21 protein-coding genes are annotated in these 22,506 nt (G+C 32.7%); 12 read left to right on the top strand and 9 right to left on the bottom strand.

The window, feature by feature from the left end:
- Positions 1-26: 26 nt before the first annotated feature.
- Positions 27-407 (bottom strand): CBS domain-containing protein, encoded by a 381-nt coding sequence (locus MXE27_RS08220; protein ID WP_248611943.1) that lies wholly within the window; start codon positions 405-407, stop codon positions 27-29.
- 47 nt (positions 408-454) lie between these two features.
- Between MXE27_RS08220 and thiC the strand changes: the two genes are divergently transcribed.
- From thiC to glmM, 8 genes are all read left to right on the top strand, one after another.
- A complete protein-coding gene (gene thiC, locus MXE27_RS08215) occupies positions 455-1,729 on the top strand; it encodes a phosphomethylpyrimidine synthase (protein WP_248611942.1) in 1,275 nt (424 codons plus the stop codon).
- A gap of 130 nt (positions 1,730-1,859) precedes the next feature.
- On the top strand, positions 1,860-2,138 hold the full coding sequence (locus MXE27_RS08210) for a glutaredoxin family protein (RefSeq protein WP_248611941.1): 279 nt from the start codon (positions 1,860-1,862) through the stop codon (positions 2,136-2,138).
- Positions 2,135-2,644: a ferredoxin-thioredoxin reductase catalytic domain-containing protein gene (locus tag MXE27_RS08205; protein WP_248611940.1), complete on the top strand. Its 510-nt coding sequence runs from the start codon at positions 2,135-2,137 to the stop codon at positions 2,642-2,644. The genes MXE27_RS08210 and MXE27_RS08205 overlap by 4 nt, the downstream gene beginning before the upstream one ends.
- Positions 2,645-2,822: 178 nt before the next feature.
- Entirely contained in the window at positions 2,823-3,614 is a 792-nt protein-coding gene (locus tag MXE27_RS08200) for a helix-turn-helix transcriptional regulator (protein ID WP_248611939.1), read from the top strand.
- A gap of 134 nt (positions 3,615-3,748) precedes the next feature.
- Complete coding sequence (locus MXE27_RS08195) at positions 3,749-5,425, top strand: ATP-dependent DNA ligase (protein WP_248611938.1); 1,677 nt, start codon at positions 3,749-3,751, stop codon at positions 5,423-5,425.
- Between the two features lie 105 nt (positions 5,426-5,530).
- Positions 5,531-5,920, top strand: a complete 390-nt coding sequence (locus tag MXE27_RS08190) for a DNA-binding protein (RefSeq protein WP_248611937.1) — start codon at positions 5,531-5,533, stop codon at positions 5,918-5,920.
- 140 nt (positions 5,921-6,060) lie between these two features.
- The gene (locus MXE27_RS08185; RefSeq protein WP_248611936.1) at positions 6,061-7,467 is read left to right on the top strand and encodes a glycosyltransferase family 39 protein; all 1,407 of its coding nucleotides are present in this window, start codon (positions 6,061-6,063) and stop codon (positions 7,465-7,467) included.
- Positions 7,468-7,585: 118 nt separating this feature from the next.
- Complete coding sequence (gene glmM, locus MXE27_RS08180) at positions 7,586-8,941, top strand: phosphoglucosamine mutase (RefSeq protein ID WP_248611935.1); 1,356 nt, start codon at positions 7,586-7,588, stop codon at positions 8,939-8,941.
- A gap of 20 nt (positions 8,942-8,961) precedes the next feature.
- Here glmM and MXE27_RS08175 read toward each other — a convergent pair whose 3' ends face one another.
- The 4 genes from MXE27_RS08175 to MXE27_RS08160 form a co-directional block, all read right to left on the bottom strand.
- A complete protein-coding gene (locus MXE27_RS08175) occupies positions 8,962-9,444 on the bottom strand; it encodes a GNAT family N-acetyltransferase (RefSeq protein WP_248611934.1) in 483 nt (160 codons plus the stop codon).
- 35 nt (positions 9,445-9,479) lie between these two features.
- Positions 9,480-10,250: a flavodoxin family protein gene (locus MXE27_RS08170; RefSeq protein ID WP_248611933.1), complete on the bottom strand. Its 771-nt coding sequence runs from the start codon at positions 10,248-10,250 to the stop codon at positions 9,480-9,482.
- A gap of 119 nt (positions 10,251-10,369) precedes the next feature.
- Complete coding sequence (locus MXE27_RS08165) at positions 10,370-11,500, bottom strand: DUF116 domain-containing protein (RefSeq protein WP_248611932.1); 1,131 nt, start codon at positions 11,498-11,500, stop codon at positions 10,370-10,372.
- A gap of 8 nt (positions 11,501-11,508) precedes the next feature.
- Positions 11,509-12,129 (bottom strand): TetR/AcrR family transcriptional regulator, encoded by a 621-nt coding sequence (locus MXE27_RS08160; protein ID WP_248611931.1) that lies wholly within the window; start codon positions 12,127-12,129, stop codon positions 11,509-11,511.
- 230 nt (positions 12,130-12,359) lie between these two features.
- On the opposite strand from MXE27_RS08160, the gene MXE27_RS08155 reads away from it, so the two are divergent.
- Together MXE27_RS08155 and MXE27_RS08150 are read left to right on the top strand one after the other, a co-directional pair.
- Positions 12,360-14,102, top strand: a complete 1,743-nt coding sequence (locus tag MXE27_RS08155; protein ID WP_248611930.1) for a PAS domain-containing sensor histidine kinase — start codon at positions 12,360-12,362, stop codon at positions 14,100-14,102.
- Positions 14,103-14,162: 60 nt separating this feature from the next.
- On the top strand, positions 14,163-16,394 hold the full coding sequence (locus MXE27_RS08150) for a PAS domain S-box protein (protein ID WP_342766000.1): 2,232 nt from the start codon (positions 14,163-14,165) through the stop codon (positions 16,392-16,394).
- Positions 16,395-16,523: 129 nt separating this feature from the next.
- Here MXE27_RS08150 and MXE27_RS08145 read toward each other — a convergent pair whose 3' ends face one another.
- Both MXE27_RS08145 and MXE27_RS08140 read right to left on the bottom strand, forming a co-directional pair.
- Positions 16,524-17,018, bottom strand: coding sequence for a DUF308 domain-containing protein (locus tag MXE27_RS08145; RefSeq protein ID WP_248611928.1), 495 nt, complete (start codon positions 17,016-17,018; stop codon positions 16,524-16,526).
- Between the two features lie 205 nt (positions 17,019-17,223).
- Positions 17,224-17,712 (bottom strand): DUF308 domain-containing protein, encoded by a 489-nt coding sequence (locus MXE27_RS08140; RefSeq protein WP_248611927.1) that lies wholly within the window; start codon positions 17,710-17,712, stop codon positions 17,224-17,226.
- A gap of 353 nt (positions 17,713-18,065) precedes the next feature.
- Here MXE27_RS08140 and MXE27_RS08135 point away from each other — a divergent pair, with 353 nt between their 5' ends.
- Entirely contained in the window at positions 18,066-18,881 is an 816-nt protein-coding gene (locus tag MXE27_RS08135) for a DNA-formamidopyrimidine glycosylase family protein (RefSeq protein ID WP_248611926.1), read from the top strand.
- A gap of 188 nt (positions 18,882-19,069) precedes the next feature.
- On the top strand, positions 19,070-20,458 hold the full coding sequence (gene gad / locus MXE27_RS08130; RefSeq protein ID WP_248611925.1) for a glutamate decarboxylase: 1,389 nt from the start codon (positions 19,070-19,072) through the stop codon (positions 20,456-20,458).
- A gap of 4 nt (positions 20,459-20,462) precedes the next feature.
- On the opposite strand, the gene MXE27_RS08125 is transcribed toward gad, so the two are convergent.
- Positions 20,463-21,242, bottom strand: a complete 780-nt coding sequence (locus MXE27_RS08125) for a hypothetical protein (protein WP_248611924.1) — start codon at positions 21,240-21,242, stop codon at positions 20,463-20,465.
- 112 nt (positions 21,243-21,354) lie between these two features.
- Entirely contained in the window at positions 21,355-22,488 is a 1,134-nt protein-coding gene (locus tag MXE27_RS08120; RefSeq protein WP_248611923.1) for a tetratricopeptide repeat protein, read from the bottom strand.
- Positions 22,489-22,506 lie beyond the last annotated feature (18 nt).

Raw genomic sequence — 22,506 nt, 5'->3', positions numbered from 1 at the left:
AAATCCCATGTCATATAATATATCTATTAGTCCAGGTAATCAGCAACTGCTTTGATGATGCAGCTTTGGGTTATTAATCCAATTAGATGTTCATCTTCAACTACCGGAATTCTCTGGTATCCCGTGTCGGCCATAATCTTACTTATGTCTTTAAGGTGTGTGTCTTTAGATACTACAACCAGGTTTTTACTCATTAAATCTTCTACTTTGAGTTTGAGGGCTTCGCCCCCAGCCAATAATATGTCTCGATGAGTTATAAGGCCTATAAGTTTACTTTCTTTGACAACAGGAACTCCGCCGATGTTTGTTCGCACCATTTTAAGATTAGCCGCAGCTACCAAGTCTTCTGGAGCTGAAACTATGACATCCGTTATCATGATATCCTGGGCATACAGGTTTCTTATCATAGACTTATTTGTATTCATGCTCATATATTAAAATAGAGGGATCAAAATTGACACAGATGGAACAAGCTAAAAAGGGTAAAATAACATCTGAAATGGAAGATGTTGCCCGAAATGAAGATGTTGATATTCAAAAAATTATCAGAGGTTTATCTAATGGTAGGATTGTCATTCCCAAAAATATTAATGGGGAATGTTCGCCTTGCGCTATAGGGGAAGGTTTAACTACCAAAATTAATGCTAATATTGGTTCTTCTTCAGAAAAAGAAGATATTAGTCAAGAAATAGAAAAAGCCCTTGTGGCAGTTCAATATGGTGCCCATGCCGTAATGGATCTAAGTACTGGTCCTGACTTAAATGAAGTAAGAAAAGCCATACTCGGCGCAATTGATGTTCCTATTGGTACCGTACCTATCTATGAAGCTGGTGTTGCCGCATGTGCCCGAGATGGTGCAGTAGTAGATATGGATGAGGATGATATGTTTCAGGCTATTGAAAATCAAGCTAAAGAAGGCGTTGATTTCATGACCATCCATTGTGGTATAAATAAAGACACCGTCAATAAATTGCGCAAATCCGAACGATTAATGGGGATAGTAAGTCGTGGTGGTGCTTTTTTAGCGGCGTGGATAATGCAAAACCAGCAAGAAAATCCATTATATCAAAATTATGAATATTTGCTGGAGATTGCTTATGAATATGATATCACACTTAGTTTAGGTGACGGTTTAAGGCCAGGATGTCTTTCAGATGCTACGGATATTCCTCAAATACAGGAGCTGATTACTTTGGGGCAATTGGTACAGAGAGCTAGAGATGCTGATGTACAATGCATGGTGGAAGGCCCAGGGCATGTTCCTTTAGATCAAATAGTGGCGAACATGAAAATACAAAAAACTATATGTAAAGGGGCTCCTTTTTATGTGCTAGGTCCGATTGTAACAGATATGGCTCCAGGATATGATCATATAACTTCTGCTATTGGTGGTGCTATTGCCGCATCATCTGGCGCGGACTTTTTATGTTATGTAACTCCTGCAGAACATTTGGCCATACCTGGAATTGAAGAAGTTAAAGAAGGTGTAATCGCATCTAAAATCGCTGCTCAAGCAGCAGATATTTCTTTAGGAATTAAATCTGCTTGGGAAAATGAAAAAAAGATGTCTAATGCTAGAAAAAATTTTGCATGGGAAGAACAGTTTAATCTGGCATTTGATTCAGAAAAACCCAAAAAATATAGAAAAGAATGCCCAGTTAAAGAAGAGGATATGTGTTCTATGTGTGGAGAATATTGTGCTCTTAGACTGGTTAAAGACGATCTATAATTTATTAATATTCTTTATTTATTTCACTTGTTATTCTTCTTTTTTTTTTAATTGCTCTTATGCAGGATTATAATAAAAAATTTATAATTTAATTATTAAATATATAAACACATTTAAATGGAGGTTTTCCATGAAGTTAGAACATGTGGATGGGAAAAATAAAGGAGATGTACTTTTATTTGCATTGAGCACTTGTGGATGGTGTAAAAAAACTCGTGGTCTTCTAGATGACTTAAATATTGCTTATGATTATATTTATGTTGACTTGATCGATGGTGAAGAAAGAAAAGAGGTTCTTGAGAACCTTAAAAAATGGAACCCCTCTTTATCTTTTCCTACACTTGTCCTTAATGAGGAGAGAGCCATTATTGGGTTTGATCAAACTTCTATTCAGGGGGCTTTGGGTTGAGTTTATCGCCTTCTTCTGAAGATGTGGAGGAATTCTTCCAAAAACTAAAAAAAGAAGCGCTGAATTCGGGATATAATCTCAATAGTGATGAAGAGTTTACTAAAGAACTTTTATCCAGTATATTGATTAACCAGCAGCGTTATGGCTATGGTGCTTGTCCTTGCAGATTGGCATCAGGTAAAAATGAAGATGATATGGATATCATATGCCCATGTGATTATAGGGATCCTGATTTGAATGAATACGGGACTTGTTACTGTGGTTTATATGTTTCCGGTGAAATTTTTAGGGGAGAGAAAGAATTAACTTCTATACCTGAGAGAAGACCTCCTATTGATGAACGTATTAAAGTTGAAAGAGCTCAAATTAAGGATTTATCTATTTCCAGTTTAAAATATCCTATCTGGCGTTGCCGAGTTTGTGGTTATTTATGCGCACGCGAAGAACCACCTGAAATATGCCCCATTTGTAAAGTTACTAAAGATAGGTTTGAAATATTTTTATAAAAGATTTTAAAATCTTTTAGTATTATTTAATTATTTATTTTTAATAAATTATTTTAAATATTCTTAATATTAATACTCATAATGCAATTACTAAAGTGTTATTGGGGTTAATGATACTTTTAACTTTTAAAATTTGAACTATTTCTCAAATTGGATGGGGGAGGTGTGGATTATCAACATGAAGCAGACTTTTGATCTTTATGAAAATGTAAAAGACGATATGAAGTTCTTTATTAATTCAGATGTGAGGTCTAAAATAGTTCTTAGCCTTATGGGCGGATCTAAAAATTTATCATATCTCCGGAAAGAATTAAATTTCAGTTCTTCAACTATTCTCCACGCCATATATTTGTTAGAAGATAAAAAATTAGTATTAAAAGATTCGGGCCAATACTATTTGTCTCAAACTGGGGAATTGTTTGCTTTGAAGCTTTTAAGTCTCATGAAATCATTTTCTTCCTGGAATAAAATGGAATGTCTATTTTTAAACCATGAAATCCAGGTAATTCCTTCTGAACTTTTGGAAGAGATTGGATATTTGGAAGATGCTTATATATTGGAGTCCGATACTCAAAATCTGATTGGTCCATATGATATTATTTCTAAGAAAATTCAAAGCTCAAAGACGGTAAATTTCGTATCATCGGTATATTATCCATTTTATATGGACATTCTTAAAAAATCGGATATAACTGGAAATATTATTGTCACCCGTGATATTTTGGATATTATATTTAATGAATCAAGTAATCAGGATTTAAATAGGTCTAATATCAGTTTATGGGAAATAGGGGATAATTTAAAACTTTCTTTAGCTCTTGCCGATGAATTTATGGCAATGGGACTATTTTTAGATAATGGAGTTTATGATTCAGATCGCTTTTTGATTAGTGAAGGTCATGGTGCGCTAAATTGGGGGAAACGTCTTTTTAATTACTATTTAAAACAAGCACGAGAATTTGAATGGTAATTGCTTTAATTATTAAGTATTAATTATTAAAACGCTCTGGGCATAAATATATTAACTTTATAGGTGCATTGTATAGTAATCTATTAATGGTTTCATCAATTTAAATTTATTTAAATATAATTTTGGCGGATAAAATGTCGATACAATCAAATCAAGTAAAATACGAAAGCCTAGTGAATATTTACCAGTCTTTGGATGCTACTACTAAAAGATTAGAAAAAACAGATATTTTGGCCAACTTTTTCTCCAATATTGGTGCAGAATTACTCCCCATAGTTACTATAATGGCGTTAGGTAGAGTATTTCCTGTGTGGAGCGAAGAAGAATTAGGTATTGGCTCCAAACTTCTTATGAAGGCTATTGCAACAGTGGTGGGGATTACTCCAGAAGATGTTGAAGATCAAATCCGTGATCAGGGGGATATTGGGGCTGCAAGCGAATTATTATTCAAAAAAAAGTCGCAAACTACTTTTTTTTCTAAGCCTCTAACTATTGAAATGGTTTATCATAATCTGCGAAAAGTAGCATCAGTATCTGGTAACAGAGCCCAGTCTCGAAAAATAGCAATTATTTTAGAATTATTATCTTTAGCTTCTCCTGATGAGGCTAAATATATAACTCGGACTGTTTTAGAAGAATTAAGGGTGGGGGTGGGGGAAGGAACCATTCGAGATGCTATTTCTCAAGCATTTAATGTTGATAAAAATATTATAGATAGGGCGCATATGTTAACTAATGATTTAGGGTTGGTGGCGCGTGTTGCTCAGGAGGAAGGGGTAGAAGGACTTCAAAAATTATCATTAAAGCCAGGAAAACCGGTAAAACCTATGTTGGCTCAATTAGCTGAAGGAATAAAGGCTAGTGTGGATGAAATGGGTAGAGTATTTTGTGAGACAAAATATGATGGTATTAGAGTTCAAATTCATAAAAAAGGATCAAAAATAATGATATTCACCAGGCGTCTGGAAAATATTAGTAATGCCGTCCCGGATGTAATTCAATATATTGAAAATTCTCTTCCAGATGAGGATTTTATTGTAGAAGGAGAAATTATTGTTACTGATAATGGTAAACCCATTTCTTTCCAGTATATTTTACAGAGAGTACGCCGAAAATATGACATTGAAAAAGCAATGGAAGAAGTTCCATTAACACTTTATCTTTTCGATGTTCTTTATTATCAAAAACCACTTATAGATGCTCCTCTTGAGATAAGAAGAGAAACATTGGAATCAATTGTCAAACTCGAAGAAAATAAGATTCAACTATCAAAACAGGTTAAAACTGATCGTGAAAATATTGAGGAAGCAGAAAAACTATTTAAGGATTCTATAGATCAGGGGCATGAGGGAATTATGATTAAAGATCCTACTGCACCTTACATCCCTGGAATTCGCGGCAAGAAAATGCTTAAATATAAGGCGGAACCCGAAACCCTGGACGTTGTGGTTGTGGGAGGAACTTATGGGAAAGGAAAAAGGGCTCACTTTGTAGGATCCTATCTTTTAGCACTTAGCGATGAATTCGGGGACTTAAAAACTATTGCTCACGCTGCCACGGGCTTAGATGACCAAATGCTTCTGGAGCTTTCTGAAAGGATGGAAAAACTTATTGTAGAACGAAAAGGTCAAAAAATTGCGGTAAAACCTCACATATTTTTGGAAGTTGCTTATAGTGAAATAGTAAAGAGTCCAGAATATGAAAGTGGTTATTCACTACGATTTCCGGTCATTAAAAGAATCCGCGATGATTTGAGCTTGGAAGATATTGATACTGTTCAAAGAGTAAATTCCATGTTTAAAGGCCATTAATTATCTTTTATCTATTTTTAAATTTATCATAAATCCATAAATTTATTACGTATTTAATTTATTTTATTACTATGGTGTGGTAATAATTGATAAATGGTGATATTTATGGAGGATCAACAGATATTTAGAGTCGCTTTAGCTGTGGCTATGGTGGGCATTGTGGGGATGATAGTTTTTGCAAATGATATCAGCCCAAGAGAGATAAAAATAAAAGAAATGACTCATTCAATGGCTGATGAAGAGGTAATTTTGGATTGTTTTGTAGAACAGGTTAAAAAGGCCTCTGGCAGTGATACTTATTTTTTAAGGGTAAATGATGGAACGGCAAAAACAACAATAGTCCTATTTGAGGGAACTGCTCACGAAATAGAAAAAGGGGGATTAAATTTGAAACTATTAAATAATAGGAGAATTAGGGCAACAGGAACAGTTACAAATTATAAAGGCGCTATGGAACTTGTTTTAAAGGACCAAAATTCGCTGAAACTGATATAAAGAGTCCTATTGTCAACCATTTAACCTAATAAATTCCAAATACTTTTTATTAAGTAATCCTCAAAATTTAAAGTTTATATAGTAATTGGATATAAGATAAAATAATTCATTTTTCTATTTAAATTATATCTGGTGGGTTAATGTCAGAAGGGGTTTCCAATTTAATTCAAAAATGTGAAAACTGGTTCATATTGCTTCCAGCAATAATTGTTTTTTGTCTGGTTTTAATACCTACTTTAAAGTACCAATGGCCATTAAGTTGGGACATATTTTATCACATCCACCTAAGCGAACTTTATTTTCAAAATGGGTTAACTTACTGGGATATGTTAACATATGCTCCTTATGGGCGGCCTATTTATTATGCTCCTCTTTTCCACTTTACTCTTTTAAATATTTCCAAAATCTTTAATATAAGTTTATTTGATGCAGCCAGATACTTACAACCTGTTTTAACATCATTAATTGTATTGTCATTTTCTCTGGCGGTTTCAAGGATTTATAATTCAACTGCGGGGTTTTTAACAGGCATATTTGTCATGTTCACTCCTTTATTTTATAGGATGGTGCTGCCCATACCTGAAGCAATGGCAATGATGTTTCTACCACTAATAGGCTTATTTTATTATCTTTCTTTAGAAAATAATGATTTTAAATATGCATTATTGGCGGGTATATTTTGGGGATTAACTTTATTGACCCATATGCTTTCTGCAGGCATAATTATATTAGTAATTATAGTTTTTACCATAATTTCAAAAATTAAAAACAGAGATACTCGTGTCAAATATTTTATCTTGTTTTCAGTGATAGGTCTCTTTATAGCTGCAATATGGTGGCTGCCACTGCTTATTAAATATGGTTATGTATTCAAATCACCACCTGCTGAAGGTTATCTGCCGGATAGGTACATGGATGTTTTTGGAAGCATTCCTTTTATATTTGGGGCAATAGGTATTCTTCATCTCCTCCAGAGAAAAGAAAAAAGAGATATATTGTTTATTTCATGGCTATTTACTGTTTTAGTAGTAAGTTTATCCTTTTTTATAGGGGTTCCTGTTATAACTGATCGGATTTTAACTTTTGCAGTATTTCCTCTTATGGCCTTAGCAAGTATAGGGGTGGGAAGAGTCAACTTCAATAGGGATAAAAAACCATTCTATGTATTAATTATCTTAATAACAATTTTGGGTTCCTACAGTGGGTATATCACCCTGCAAAAAGGACAAATTGCAGTATCGGACTCAGAAATTGATATAGCGCAATGGTTTAAAAATAACGGTGATAAAACGAGAGTGGCGGTGTTTGATAATTTCCTCATGGACCCAGTAGTGGTATCCATTTCTAAACAACCTGTTTCTGCAGGGGGATATGCTCCAGGTATGGTAAATGCAATTGATATTAATAAATATTTAAGTGGCAACTTCACAAGCAGTGAAATTGATATGGATAACGTGGGGTACTTAATACTTAAAAATAATGCCACTGACCCTCCTTATGGTGAAGTGGTTTATCAAAACAAAGCATATAAAATTTTTCAATTTTAAAAATTAAACCTATTAACTGGTAATAACTATTATTTTAAGTGTAAAATGGAATAGAATATTATAATTAAAGCATTATGACTAATTAATTTAAAGATTATGAATTTATGAGGTATCAAAAATGAAACGATTGTTTGGAACTTTTGGAGTTAGAAGAGTGACTAACCAGGAATTAACGCCTGAATTCGCCTCAAAATTAGCTACAGCATATGGTACACTGATTCAGGGGAAAGTGGCTGTAGGTGGGGATACAAGAACTTCCACTCCTATGATAAAACATGCAGTTATAGCTGGTTTGCTGTCTTCTGGCTGTGATGTGATTGATTTGGGTTTGCTTCCTACTCCTGCTGTTCAATATGCAGTAAGAAATTACTATGATGGTGGAGTAATTATAACCGCTTCCCATAACCCTCCTCAATATAATGGGATAAAATTTGTCGATGAGGATGGAATTGGAATTAGGGATGATATGGAAGAAAAGATTGAAGATATGTTCTTCAATGAAAACCCTAAACGGGTCCCATGGGATGAAATCGGAGAAGTCACTACTAATGAAAGGATAGTTGAAGAATACCAAGAACAAGTTTTAAAGAGGGTGGATCAAGAATCCATTAAAAAAGCAGGATTAAAAGTGGTGGTAGATTGTGGTTCTGGGGCGGGGTGTTTCACTGCTCCATATATATTCCGAAAATTGGGTTGTGAGATTTTAACCATGAATTGTCAACCGGACGGATTTTTCCCAGGTAGAGATCCGGAACCTATTAAAGACAACCTAAAAGAATTAATTGAAGTTGTAAAGGCCACTGGAGCAGATTTAGGTCTGGCTCATGATGGTGATGCCGATAGAACCATATGTATAGATGAAAATGGAGAATTTGTTTTAGGGGATAAAACTTTTGCTCTGGTGGAAAAACAGATGCTCCAAGAAAATAATGGGGGCCTGGTGGTGACTACTGTGGCCACATCAACTGCTATTTATGATGTCGCAGAAGAAAACAATGGTGAAGTAATTGCTACAGCTGTTGGAGATCTTCTGGTTGCGCGAAAACTCAAAGAAGAAAATGGATTATTTGGTGGAGAAGAAAATGGTGGTTTAATTTTCCCTGATTTTGTTTATGGTCGGGATGCTGCACTTTCTGCTGCTAAGATAATTGAGATAATGTCTAAAACTAAAAAAACTCTTTCTGAATTAGTTTCTAAGTTACCAGTATATTATTCTGAAAAAATGAAGATTAAATGTCCTGATAATCTTAAAAGTCAGGTAATGGATAATATAGCCACTGAAATTTCCAATGATCCAAGTGGATATGAAGTAGACACCACGGATGGGGTTAAAATATTCACTCCCGATGGGTGGGTAATTATTAGACCTTCTGGAACTGAACCAATTTTCAGATGTTTTTCAGAAGCGGCTAATCAGGATAAAGCTACTGAAATGGCTCAGTGGGGAATATCTCTAGTTGAAAAATATTTATAAATTATTTTTCTACTTAAGATTTATTCTCTATCTGGTATTTCCATTAATTTTATTTTCATGTGGGATTCAAATCCCATCTTTTCCCAAAAAGAGTTAGATTTTTCATTTCCAATAGTGACTCCAACTTCAATAAATTGAATATTATTTGTTTTAAACCAGTTTAAAGTTTTTAAAAAGAGATTTTTGCCAATTCCTCTTCTTTGATATTTTTCTAAAACAGAGATATTATCGATTTCCCCATAAATATGCTCAGTATATACTGGAGGTTTTTCTAAAATACGAGCAAAACAATATCCTACAACTTCATCACAGTATTTTGCCACCAATATTAATGATTTCTGATCATTTAAATGGTCTAAAACATATTCTGCAAATAAATCAGGGGCTTCATGAGTTTTTATCAACTTGAAACCTCTTTTTTCATGGAAAAGGTAACATTCTTTGTACAATTCTTTTAAAGGCTTAACATCGTCAAATTCACATTTTGTTATAATTAGTTCCAAAAATATCCCCTCATATAAAATTTATAATGATAATCTTATTTTTCTGCAGGGCCCATGTCTTTCATTATAAATAAAATAATCTTCATGAAAAATGAGACAAAATATTTCTTTAAGGGATTTATTTTTAAAGGATAGAAATATTCCTCTTTATCTTTATAAAATTCATGATCTGCAGGCATGTATTCACCTAGAGATGATGTAAATTTCATGAATCTGAAATGCATGTACTGTTTAAATGTTGGTTTAGATACTCCTTTTTTTTCAAGGTTTTTATAGAATTTTAAAGAAGCTTTTTCAATTTTAGAGTGATTTTTCTTTTTTAAACCATTTCTCATGGGCCATGGGGGGTTTATAATTCCTAATTTCACCATATTCCCAAAACCCCATACTTGCATTATTTCCATATAATCTAAAGTTTCATTCAGCCCGGAACCTGCTGTGGATGCAAGAATCATGGCTTGCTGCTTGAAAAATATGGGTCGATGGAATACATAAGCAAATCGGTCAATAAAATTCTTCATTAATCCACTAACGTTCTGACAATAACATGGGGATACAAATATCACCCCATCGGAGTTAGTCATCATCTGCTCTATCTTTTCGCGGTCATCTTTCAGGGGACAATATTTTTCTCCGCGACTGATGCAGTTAAAACAGCCCCTACACATTTCCAGGTGCACATCTTGTAAGAATAGATATTCAAAATCCACAGAACCTATCTTATTAATTTGATTTTCAATTTCTCTCGTGGCCCGATAACTGTTTCCTTTTTTTTGGGGACTTCCAATAATTGCTAGAACTTTCATTTTCATCACATTATTTTATTTCAGTTTTTATTTGTTCTGATTGATTGTATTTTTTATTTTATTAAGCCTATAATCCGCATATTTTAATTTTAATGGTTCTAATGATATCTGGCCTTTTTTTAGATAGCAAGTATTTTTTCCAGTTCGGAATGGTTTATTTCTGTTGGAAAACCCTTCGTGTCCCAGTGATTTCGACAACCCACTTGTTCTAGTATAACGCACTGTGCAGGGATTCCCAAAGAATCAGATTTCCATCCGCCTGAAACCAAGTTATTAACACAAGCTACACCTACAACACCTAATTCGGCCTGATCTTTTTGGCTACTTTTTGAAAAAGCGGAAGATTCATGGGATACTATGTATACTTCAAATCCTTCTCTTAATCCTTTTTTATAAATACGCGCAACCGAACAGTCTTCATTGCACAGCATACATTTATTTCCTAACTTTTCTTCTTTTGAAGCACATTTTGTTTTGGCCCTCATGCATCCCGGGAGTAAAACGGCTTTTCTTGGCCTATCTCTAAACCTTTTTCTATACGCCCTATTCATTATTTCGGCCCCGATCATGTTTAGATGGTACTCGACCTGTTTTCTACCACAAAAAATTACATCTTCTTGGTTTAAGTGCTGGGCTAATTTTTGATCTAGGAAACTATTCACATTCTCGGTGTATTGATTTAAATTTTTACAGGCAGTTTCAGCGAACCAATCAGCAAACATTAAAATTTGAGTTAGTGATAATGTTATTTTGTTTTCACCCTTTTTATTTAAAAATTCCCTCCATATTTTCAGATGTTCCACTTCATACTTGTAATCTCCACTAGCATCTAACCACTTTATTAGTAGGTCTAGATTTTCTAGATTCAATTCAACAAGTTCATGGTGATCACCATCATCCATTAAGAACATTGTAGCTAAGATTCCTCTCACATCGTCTATCTCTTTTTTTAGAGATGGAATTTCATTTCTCAAATTTGAGAGTTTGTATAATAATTTTTGAGGTATTTCATCAAGTTTTAAAGATCTTTGTGAATAATTATTCCAAAAAACACCTATCATCAATGCTTCAAATACACACTCATCTTTTTTTAAATTTTTTGCGTAGGTTTTTTGCATAAATTTCTGAAATTCTTCTGCTAAATGACCTATAAACTCTTCAGACTCTTCTAAAACCGTTGAAGTGAACTTATTAATTTCTTCATAGTAATTTTTGGAACTTGATTGTAAATGGTAGGTTATGGGTTTCATTTTTTCACCTATTTGAGCTTGACACTTTCCAGGATGAACTTCATGTGTTCTTCCATATCATCAAACATCACTCGGAGGAATTTTTCGGGGTTGTCGGGGTATTTCAAAACGAAATTTTCTATTAATAGATAAATGGCATAGCTGAAATATTCCCGAGCCAATCTTTCAGGGTTTACAGGTTTTATAACCTTGTTTTCGATCATCATGGTGAATATTAATGTCCAAGCTTCTATGGGTGCTTCAATTAATTCTTTTAAAAAGAATTCTTTAATTTTAGGGTTGTGATACATTTCAATAAGCAATAATCTCCAAATTTTTATCATTTGTGGGTTATTCATACGTTCTTCAAACATTTTAGATCCCGCATGGTAAAACATTTCGGGGCTTTGTTTTAAAAGAATCTCCATTTCATCTTCTGGGATTCCAGTCTCTTCCATTTCTTTAATGAAATAACTTAATATGCTGTCGAGTATTGCCTCTTTGTTGGAGTAGTGGTTATATATGGAACTTTCCCTTATCCCTACTCCGCGGCCTATTTGTCTAATTGAAACTGCGTTAAATCCTTTTTGTGAGAAAAGATCAATGGAAACATCAAATATTTTCTCTTTGGTTGATTTTTGTGAGGTCATAATATTCACCTTGGTAACTAACATCTGTTCGTATGGTTGGGTTGGTAAAGTTAGTATTTAAAACTAACGTTCGTTAGTATAGCACTGTACTTCATTACATATAAAACTAACGTTCGTTCGTAAAAATAAATTGAAATTTTTTGAAAATGACAAATGAAAATGATTTTAAAACAAAAATTTATCTTATTTCTTTTGCATAAGTAATATCTATACGATTTTATGGTAGGGCCATGTCATCTTTTCCTAACACAGATCAGATATATCAATTTATTTTTGAAAGTAGCCTGGAAGCTATGCTATTAACTGCTCCTGATGGTTCTATTCTAAAATCTAATTCTGCAGCTCAAGAGCTTTTAGGATATTCAGAAGAAGATTTGTATAAAATAGGGCTATTAAGAATTTTTGATGAAGAGGATCCCAATTTAATGGTTCTTTTGAAAGAAATGAAGATTAAAGGAAAAGCTAAGGGTCAATTGACATTGATACGCAAAAATAGGGAAAAATTTTCCGGTTACATTTCTGCTCAAATATTTCACGATGAAAATGGGGATGAGATAACTGCTACGATTATCCGAGATTTATTTGAGAATAAAACAGAAATGGCCTTAGAAAAAAGTGAAAAACGTTATCATAATTTATTTGAGAATATGTTAGAGGGATATGCTTATTGTAAGATGCTTTTTGATGAAGAAGGCCAACCTCAGGATTGGATATATCTGGATGTAAACCCTGCTTTTGAAAAATTAACCGGACTTAAAAATGTTAAGGGCAAATTGGTAACAGAAATAATTCCTAAAATTAAGGAATTAGAACCCGAATTATTTGAAACATATGGTAGAGTGACTTTAACTGGAAATTCTGAAACTAAAGAGTTGTGGTTCAAACCATTACGTATTTGGCTGCATATTTCTGTTTATAGGCCTGAAAAAGAACACTTTGTTGCAGTATTTGAAAATATTACTGAACGTAAAAAAATAGAAGAAAAACTGAAATTTAGTGAGAAAAAATATAGAAAAATCTTTGAGAATGTACAGGATATATTCTATCAAACTAACCTTGATGGAAAAATCATAGAAATAAGTCCTTCCATTGAACGTTATTGTGGATATAAACCTGAATATTTGATAGGTAAACCCGTTGAAATGGTTTATTTTGATCCAGAGGATAGAAAAGAACTTGTAAAAGAAATCTATCAAAAAGGAGAAGTCAACGATTATGAACTACAATTAAAAGGTAAAAATAATCAAATGATTTTTGTTTCTACAAATGCCCACTTAATGTTAGATTCACAAAAAAATCCCTTGGGGATTGAAGGTTCTCTAAGAGATATTAATGATCGAAAAAATATTGAAATACAACTCAATAAGTCTTTAAAAGAAAAAGAAATGCTTTTAAAGGAGATCCACCACAGGGTAAAAAATAATTTGATGATTATATCGAGCTTACTAAACATACAGTCAAGGTACATTAAAGATACAGAATCTCAGGAAATATTTAAAGAAAGTCAAAACAGGGCTCGTTCCATGGCCATAATTCATGAAAGATTGTATCAATCAGTTGATTTGAAGAGAATTGATTTTGCGGACTATGTGAGAACACTGACCAATGAATTATTCAGAACATACACAGAAAACTCCAACCGCATAAAACTTAAACTTAATTTGGAACTAATCTTCTTGGATATAAACGAAGCAATACCTTTAGGGCTAATTTTAAATGAATTAATAACTAATTGTCTGAAACACGCATTTCCAAATGATATGGATGGAGAAGTTACTATTGAACTTTATGAGAATGAAAACTATTTTGAATTAATAGTTACAGATAATGGGATAGGATTTCCAGAAGGATTGGATTATTATAATACTCACTCTCTGGGTCTTCAAATTGTTAATAGCTTAGTGGATCAAATCGATGGAGAATTATTTATGGAGAATGTTTCTGGAACTCGATTTCATGTTAAATTTTATTAAATGTGATGATTAAACGTCTATGGATTTGAAATGGAATAAATTTCTTTTAAATCCAAATAGATTAATAATAAGTTATGCATTAATGGGGGGTTTTATCTGGCCAGGATTATTATTGTAGGGTCTGAGAATACTTTTGTGGAGGATCTTAAAAATTCACTTGAAAACATGGCTCATGAAGTTGTTTTCACAACAAGAAGTTTTGCAGATGTTCTGGATAAATCTAATTATTTAAAACCGGATTTAATTTTAATGGACACGGCACTGAAAGGAAATAGGGGGAATATTGTTACAGAAGGTATTAAAAAACTTGAAATGCCTCTAATTTTTTTCGCCGATGATTATAAAGAGTTTGATATGGGAAATAATTTGTTAAAAGACCATTATTCGTATTTATTAAAAAAATACGATAGAAAAGAACTGGAATATACAATTAAACTCGCTATTTTGAAGCAGGAACTGGAACAGAGATCAAAAGAAATAATTCAAAGTTCTCCTGTACCTCAATTTGTTATTGATAGTAAGCATAGGGTTATTTACTGGAACAAAGCTATGGAAGAATACAGTGGTGTAAAATCCAGTGAAATTGTCGGCACAAAAGATCATTGTAAACCATTTTATCCTAACAAAAGGCCTTGTTTGGCGGATTTATTGGTAGATGGGAAAGAAGAGGATATATTTAGGTGGTATCAGGGAAAATTTAAAAAATCAAAACTTCTTAAAGATGCATATGAGGGAGTTGATTTTTTTCAGGATATTGGCAACGAGGGTAAATGGCTTTATTTCACAGCATCGCCTATAAAAGATACTAATAACAATATTGTGGGTGCAGTAGAAACTTTTGTAGACATAACTGATAGGAAAAATACAGAAAAAGATCTTATAACTAGTGAAAATAAGTATCGCGCTCTTTTTGATAATGCAGATGATGGCATATTTTTACTGGAAGGGAAATATTTTATTGAATGCAATAAAAAAGTTTTGGAGATGTATGAGGTTAGCCGAGATCAGATAATCGGAAAAACGCCTGTAAACTTTTCTCCTGAACTGCAAAGTGACGGGGAAAGATCTGATGATAAAGCAAATAAATTTATTAATCTCGCACTTCAGGGAAATCCTCAACGCTTTGAATGGAAGCATATCCGCAAGGATGGCACTCCTTTTTATACTGAAGTAACTTTGAACCGGCTGAAAATAGAAGGGAATTATCTTGTCCAGGCCATAGTTAGAGATGTTACTCAAAGAAAAGAAACTGAAAATTTATTAAAGGAATCTGAAAACCGTTACAAGATGGTTGGAAATTTAATTTCTGATTTTGCTTATTCCTGTGTGTATAAAACATCTGGAATTTATGAGATCGATTGGATAACTAATTCTTTTTACCATATGACTGGGTTTACAAAGAATCAACTTGAATTAGAAAAGTGTTGGTTATTTTCAGTTCACCCTGACGATGATAAAATTGCCCATGATCAATTAAAAGAACTAAAGGCTGGATCAAGAAATGTTAGTATTTTCCGAATCAAGGACGTTAAAGGGGAAGTAAAATGGATTAAAAACCATGTTCAATGCGTAGAAGATAATGATTCTGGCAGATTACGTATCTATGGTGCGGCTCAAGATATAACTCAACTTAAAGAAAGAGAAGACACCATAAAAAAATCACTTCAGGAAAAAGATATTCTCCTCCAGGAAATCCATCATAGAGTAAAAAATAACATGCAGGTAATTTCCAGTTTATTAAGTCTTCAATCTCAGTATGTGGATGAAGATCTGCAGGATATTCTAGAGGGAAGCAGGAATCGGGTTAAATCTATGGCTTTAGTGCATGAAAAACTATATAGGTCCCATAATTTGAGTAGAATTGATATGGTGGATTATATTCAAAACCTAGTTTCTGATTTATTTTATTCCCATAGGGTGGATGAAGATTGTATTAAAATGTTTTTAGAAATAGATGATATTGAGTTCAATATTGAAACAGCTATTCCATGTGGTCTCATAATTAATGAACTGGTTTCAAATGCATTAAAATATGCTTTTCCTCAAGATAAATGTGGACAATTAATCATAACTCTACAAACAAAAGCAGATAATGATGATTATGAACTTATTATCCAAGATAATGGGGTAGGTTTACCGGCGGACTTTGACATTAATAAAATTGATTCATTGGGACTACAGCTGGTTTATAGTTTAATCAAGCAATTAGATGGGAAAATTGAACTGGAAATAGATTACGGCACGGTATTTAAAATCACATTCCCGGAAATGAAGTATAAAACTAGAATTTAACTTTTAAGGGCATATTTTATATAATTTGGAAAAATGTTCATTTTAACAAAATTATATGTTGGATATCAATGTTTTCATTAAAAGCAGGGGTACTGTATTTTTTAAAAAAATATGAAGTGATTTTTTTGATCACTCTGCTGGCATGAAAATAGCAAATAATCCCTGGATCAATAGGAAAACTCCAATTAATGAACCTAAATAAATTGGATTGAATGCATATAGTCCTATGAGAATAAATAGTATTCCCATTATGATGCCTATCGCTCCTTTGGCTTTAGGTGAGGATCCTACTCCTGATAAAAAGTCTATTACTCCCAACATGATTAGGAAAAATCCACCTAAATAAATCATCATTCCAGCAAATATGCTAAATGCTATTACTTTTCCAAATAAACCAATTCCCACTACTATGCCTATAATCCCCAGTACTAATGAGGCTATGCTAATTGCTTTATTTATGTCCCATGTTCCAAAGCTATGTGCAATTAACCATATTCCTAAAAATATTATTCCCAGTCCTGTTATTACACTAGCAGCAAATACGCCTATTAATGGAAAAGATATAAGTAAAATACCAAGTATTATCGCTAAAATTCCTAACAAAACATTATTTCCTTCTGCCATATATTTTTCCTCCGTTTAAGAGATATTATTAAAATATAATATGGAAAGTTTTACTTAATATAATTATTATTATTAAAAATTAAGATAGATAAACTTATTAATGAGTTATAATCCTTTTTTTAAATATTTTGGCTTATAATACTGTTTAATTATCTTTTTATCAAGTTAAAGTATAAAATAAGAAAAAAAAGGCTTGTCAAATTTTTTAATCTGCAAAGAACTGCATTATTCCAGAGAATATGAAATATATTCCTATTAAAAATCCTAAATAAAGAGGGTTCCATGCATACGTGCCTAGAATAATGTATAAAATACCCAGCACAATACCAAAAATACCTACTCCTTTCTCAGTAGTATCTTTACCTGCAAATAAACTAAAGAAACCAGTTATAAGTAAGAAAAATCCGGCAAAGTAGAACCAAAAGCTTGCTAAGAAACTGAATATCATTATATGTCCAAATAATGCAAGACCTATCATTAAAGCAATAATTCCCAGTATTAAAAGTGCAATACTACCTGCTTTACTATTTTTCCAAGTTTCAAAGCTTTGGATAAATAACCATATGCCTAAAGCCATTATTCCAATACCTGCAATTGCACTCGCTGTGAAAACTCCAAGCAGAGGGAATGCAAGGACTATTAGTCCTAAAATAATCGCTACAATTCCTAAAAGTATATTCTTTCCATCTGTCATTATACCAACCCCAATGTCTTGTTTAAACAAGCCCCTATAATTTAATTGTTAATACTTCAATATATATTTTATTTTGCGTACGTTTAGGGTGTGAAATAAAACTTAAAATGATAAATATGCCTAAAAAACCATATTATTGAATTTTTAAATATATAATTGGGATAAAACTTAGATCAATCCATAATATTTGCTAATATATTCAAAATAACATTTTATCTACCTTTACTAAATCATTATTTGAAGTTAAGACAGTGGATTTATAATCTAGATCGATATTAAACAATCTTGCATCTAAATGATTATTTAATTAAAAATATGGGACCGGAAATGATTAATATAGGTGAAGTGATTTTATGGCTGAGCTACCTGAGATAATTATTTTTGCACAACAGATGAACAAGCAACTATCTTCCAAAATATTTGATTCAGTGAATATTAAACAGGAAAAGATTTTAAATATGGACAAACCCCAATTCTCTAACTTAATAGTAAGAAAAGAAGTTTTGAATGTTTATCATAAAGGGAAATGGATTTTCATGGATCTTTCTGATGATTATTTTCTCCTTTTAAACTTGGGGATGGGTGCAGATATTTTATATCATGAAAAAAATCAAGAACTGCCAGAAGATTATCATATTCATTTTAATTTCACAGATAATTCGGGCTTCACCTGTAAATTCTGGTGGATAGGTCGAGCTGAACTTATTGCTTCAAATGAATTATCTGATCATAAGCCCACAAAAGATATCGCTATATCTCCTTTAGATCATGATTTTGATTTGAAACATTTCGAAAATTTAATTAAAGGACGTTCTCAAATAAAAAACATTCTTTTAAACCAGAAAAAGATAGGTGGTATTGGGAATGTATATGTTCATGATATTCTTTTTAAAGCACAAATACATCCTAAAAAACTAGTAAATCAATTAGAACATTTTCAAATTGAAAATCTATATCATTCCATGGTTAATCAATTAAAAGATGCCCTTGAGAAAGGTGGACTTTTTTATGAAAAAGATTTCTTTGGTAAAGAGTGGGGTTTTACCCGAGACTATTTTTTGGTTGCGTATAATGAGGGTAAACCTTGCCCTGTATGTGGAACCACTATAGAAAAAATAAAAACAGGTAGCACATCATCATATATATGCCCCGAATGCCAAAAATTATAATATTTTTCATAAATCAACTATTAAGCCGTTAATGTGTTAGCTTTAGATTAAATGATTCATTTGAGATTATTTTCTTATATATTTTTTAACAATTTGTCGCAAAAAACTCTAATTTCGAATTTATTAATTACTTGTAAAAACATATGTTAATTTAAAAAGATTTAAATTAATATGAAGAGGGGTTTGAAGTGTTATCTAAGAAAAAAAATCTCAGAAAAATGGAAAAATCGCAAAAAGAAATTACAAGTACATTTGGAAGCAGATATTTCACAGAAAGCGTTCCTAAGTATGAAATGCCTGAGGAGGGTATGCCTCCTCGGGCTGCTTATCAATTGATACATGAAGAACTGAACTTAGATGGTAATCCGGCTTTGAATCTGGCCAGTTTTGTAACAACTTGGATGGAATTAGAGGCAGATAAATTAATAATGGAGAGTATGGGTAAAAATTTTATAGATAATGATGAATATCCCCAAACATCTAAAATTCAGGACAGAGTGGTTAATATGCTGGCCAGGCTTTTTAACGCCCCTCATGAATGTAAATCTGTAGGTACGGGGACTATAGGTTCATCTGAAGCTATCATGTTGGGACTTCTGGCCCACAAATGGACATGGAAAAAGCGAAGACAAAAAGAAGGCAAACCATTTGATAAACCAAATATTGTAATGGGAGCAGATGTACACACTGTATGGGAAAAATTCGCCCTTTATTTTGATGTTGAATTAAAATTAATTCCATTAGAACGGGATAATTATACTATAACTCCTGAGGATGTGGCCAAGGAGATAGATGAGAATACTATCTGTGTGGGGGTAGTATTAGGGACTACATTCACTGGCCAAATGGATCCCATAAAGGAAATTAACCAACTATTAATTGAAATCAAACAAACAAAAGGTTGGGATATTCCTTTACACGTGGATGGTGCCAGTGGCGGATTTATAGCACCATTTGTCTATCCTGAAATGGAATGGGATTTTAGATTGGAACAGGTGAAATCCATAAATGTCTCAGGACATAAATATGGTTTAGTATATCCGGGAGTAGGATGGCTAGTTTTTAGGGATAAAAAAGACTTGCCGGATGAATTAATATTTAAGGTCAATTATTTGGGTGGATTAATGCCTAATTATTCACTTAATTTTTCCAAAGGTAGCAGTACCATTGTAGCACAGTACTACAATTTTTTGAGATTGGGTAAGAATGGTTATAAAGATATCATGAAAACTATGATGGCAAACTGCAAATATATGGCTCAAAAATTAGAAGAATCAGGGAAATTCGAAGTTATCAATAAAGATTTAATGTTTCCATTGGTAACTGTGCAATTAAAAGGCGCGGATTTCACAGTATTTGAACTATCTCAAAAATTAAGGGAGAAGGGATGGATTATCCCAGCATATACTCTTCCACCAGATGCCCAGGATGTGGAAGTAATGAGGATGGTTGTAAAAGAAAATTTTGGACGAGATATGGTGGATAGCTTACTGGCAGATATTATGGAATCTTACGATGGATTGGAAAAATCAGAGACAAAAGAAAAAGATAGGGATAATCTAACGCTCTTATATTAATTATTCATCTATTTTTTTGGGTTCTCTCTAGAAGAAAGAGTATTGCTCCAATAAAAAATAAGATGGCGCCAATAAATGTTCCTAAATTCATGAATGTTATATTTTCTGGAAGGCCTGTAGAAGGCATAACATAAGCAAAAAGTGCAGAAATACCAAATGATAATGAACCAAGGAAATTTACGCCATTAATCCACCAAGATATATTTCTAGGTTCCCACCAGAATAATTTATGATTAAATCCTAGCCATGCCAGTGAACTGGAAATTAAAAAACATATAGATCCAAAAGCGTCAGGAGTCCAGACAATGTCATCTACTAAAGTCGCTGTTAAAATAGTATGTATGGTATAAAATGTGCTCATATTGTATAATATGGCTCCAATTAATTGTACTGATGCGGACCACCAATCAATTCGCAATGGACTAAAAATCCATATTTTAACTTGTCTTTTATCAGAGAAAATATGATTGGAAGCATTGTTCAATTTTTGAGGACTATTTATTGTTTTCAGATACTGCAAAAATGCAGCAGATGTGAAAAATAGAGATCCCGTAAAAAAAGTTATATTATTGTAAAGGTTGCCCACTATTTTGCTATATGTGGGAAATGCACCCAATCCAAAAAGTATTGCACCTATAGCAAATAATACTCCAATCCACCATTCTGCTGATTGAGGAGCCCACCAAGTAGTTCTATAACTTTTTTCTTGTTTTTCACGAGAATTCCAATGAATTTTATCCCATTCACAAGTTTTTGGGCAGGATTTTGCTGATAAAAGATCCACAAGCATCACATTCTAATCAAGAAAATTTATCTGGAGGTGTTAAATGGAAAAGGACGTTCTTTTTTTTCAAAGTTTTCATTTTGAAACAATTTCCTCAACTTAAACTGGTTAATTATAAATTCTCCAGACATTCATCCAACAGTACTTTAACATCATCATTTTTGGGATTGATCATTAAAGCTTTGTTGAAAGAGTCAGAAGCTTCTTTAAAACGGTTTAACTCCATTAGCACTACTCCGCGATTACCCCAAATTATATCATTCTTTGAATCTAAATTTAATGCTTCAGTATAACATTCTAATGCTTCTTCTAGTCTTCCTAGCTCTAATAAAGCATTTCCTTTTCTATTCCATGCAGTAGCGTTAGCTTCATCTTCTAAAACAAGTTCAAGTGCTTTATCATAGGACTCTAGAGCTTTTTCTGTTTTCCCCAGATCAGACAATAAATTTCCTCTTGCATTCCATACTTCGGGATTGCTGGGATCCAATTCCAGCACTTTATTATATGTATCCAGTGCTTGCAAGTTTTTTCCAAGCATCTCTAAAATAAAACCTCTCCAATATAATACAACATTATTTTCGGGGTTTATTTTAAAAGCAAGATCATTGCATCTTAGAGCTTTTTCGGTTTGACCTGAATTTAAAAGAGCTATTGCTTTGTTATTAATAATAAACTCATTCTGAGGTTCAATTTTCAATGCATCATTATAACATTTTAATGCTTCTTCAAAACGACCTAAACGAGTTAAATTGTCCCCTTTTTTATTCAATATATAGATGTCTTCGGGGTCAAATTTTAATGCAGCAGTATAACACATTTCTGATTTATGATATTTTCCGGAATCAAATAATATATCTGCTCTTTGAGTGATCATTGCCTTTTCATTAATTTTTTCCCCTTCCCACTCTTCAATAGGCAATTTTTTGAATCTTATAACTTGAAAGGCAGTATCTGCTTTTATTTTATCAGAGTACATTTTTTTAAATTCATTTTCAAGCTCCAAACTATCTTTAAAACCTTCTTCCTGAGCTAAATCATCATTCTTAATAATATCTTCAAAATTTAATATTTCCACGTCAGTTACTTCAGCTTCGAATATCTTGCGACGTTCTTTAGATACCAAATTCCAATAACAATGGAGCCTATCTCCTTTATTAAGAGGTTTTTTCCATAATTTACGAATAGTCATGGTTTTTTGACCAGTAATAAGGTCTATATTACGACTTCCGAAGGATAAAATTGGCATTTTTAACTCAATTCCTTA

Origin of the sequence: Methanobacterium alcaliphilum (assembly GCF_023227715.1) — an archaeon.
Lineage (GTDB): Archaea > Methanobacteriota > Methanobacteria > Methanobacteriales > Methanobacteriaceae > Methanobacterium_E > Methanobacterium_E alcaliphilum.
The sequence above is the reverse complement of the archived record's forward strand: the minus strand, read 5'-3'. Positions and strand labels throughout refer to the sequence as shown.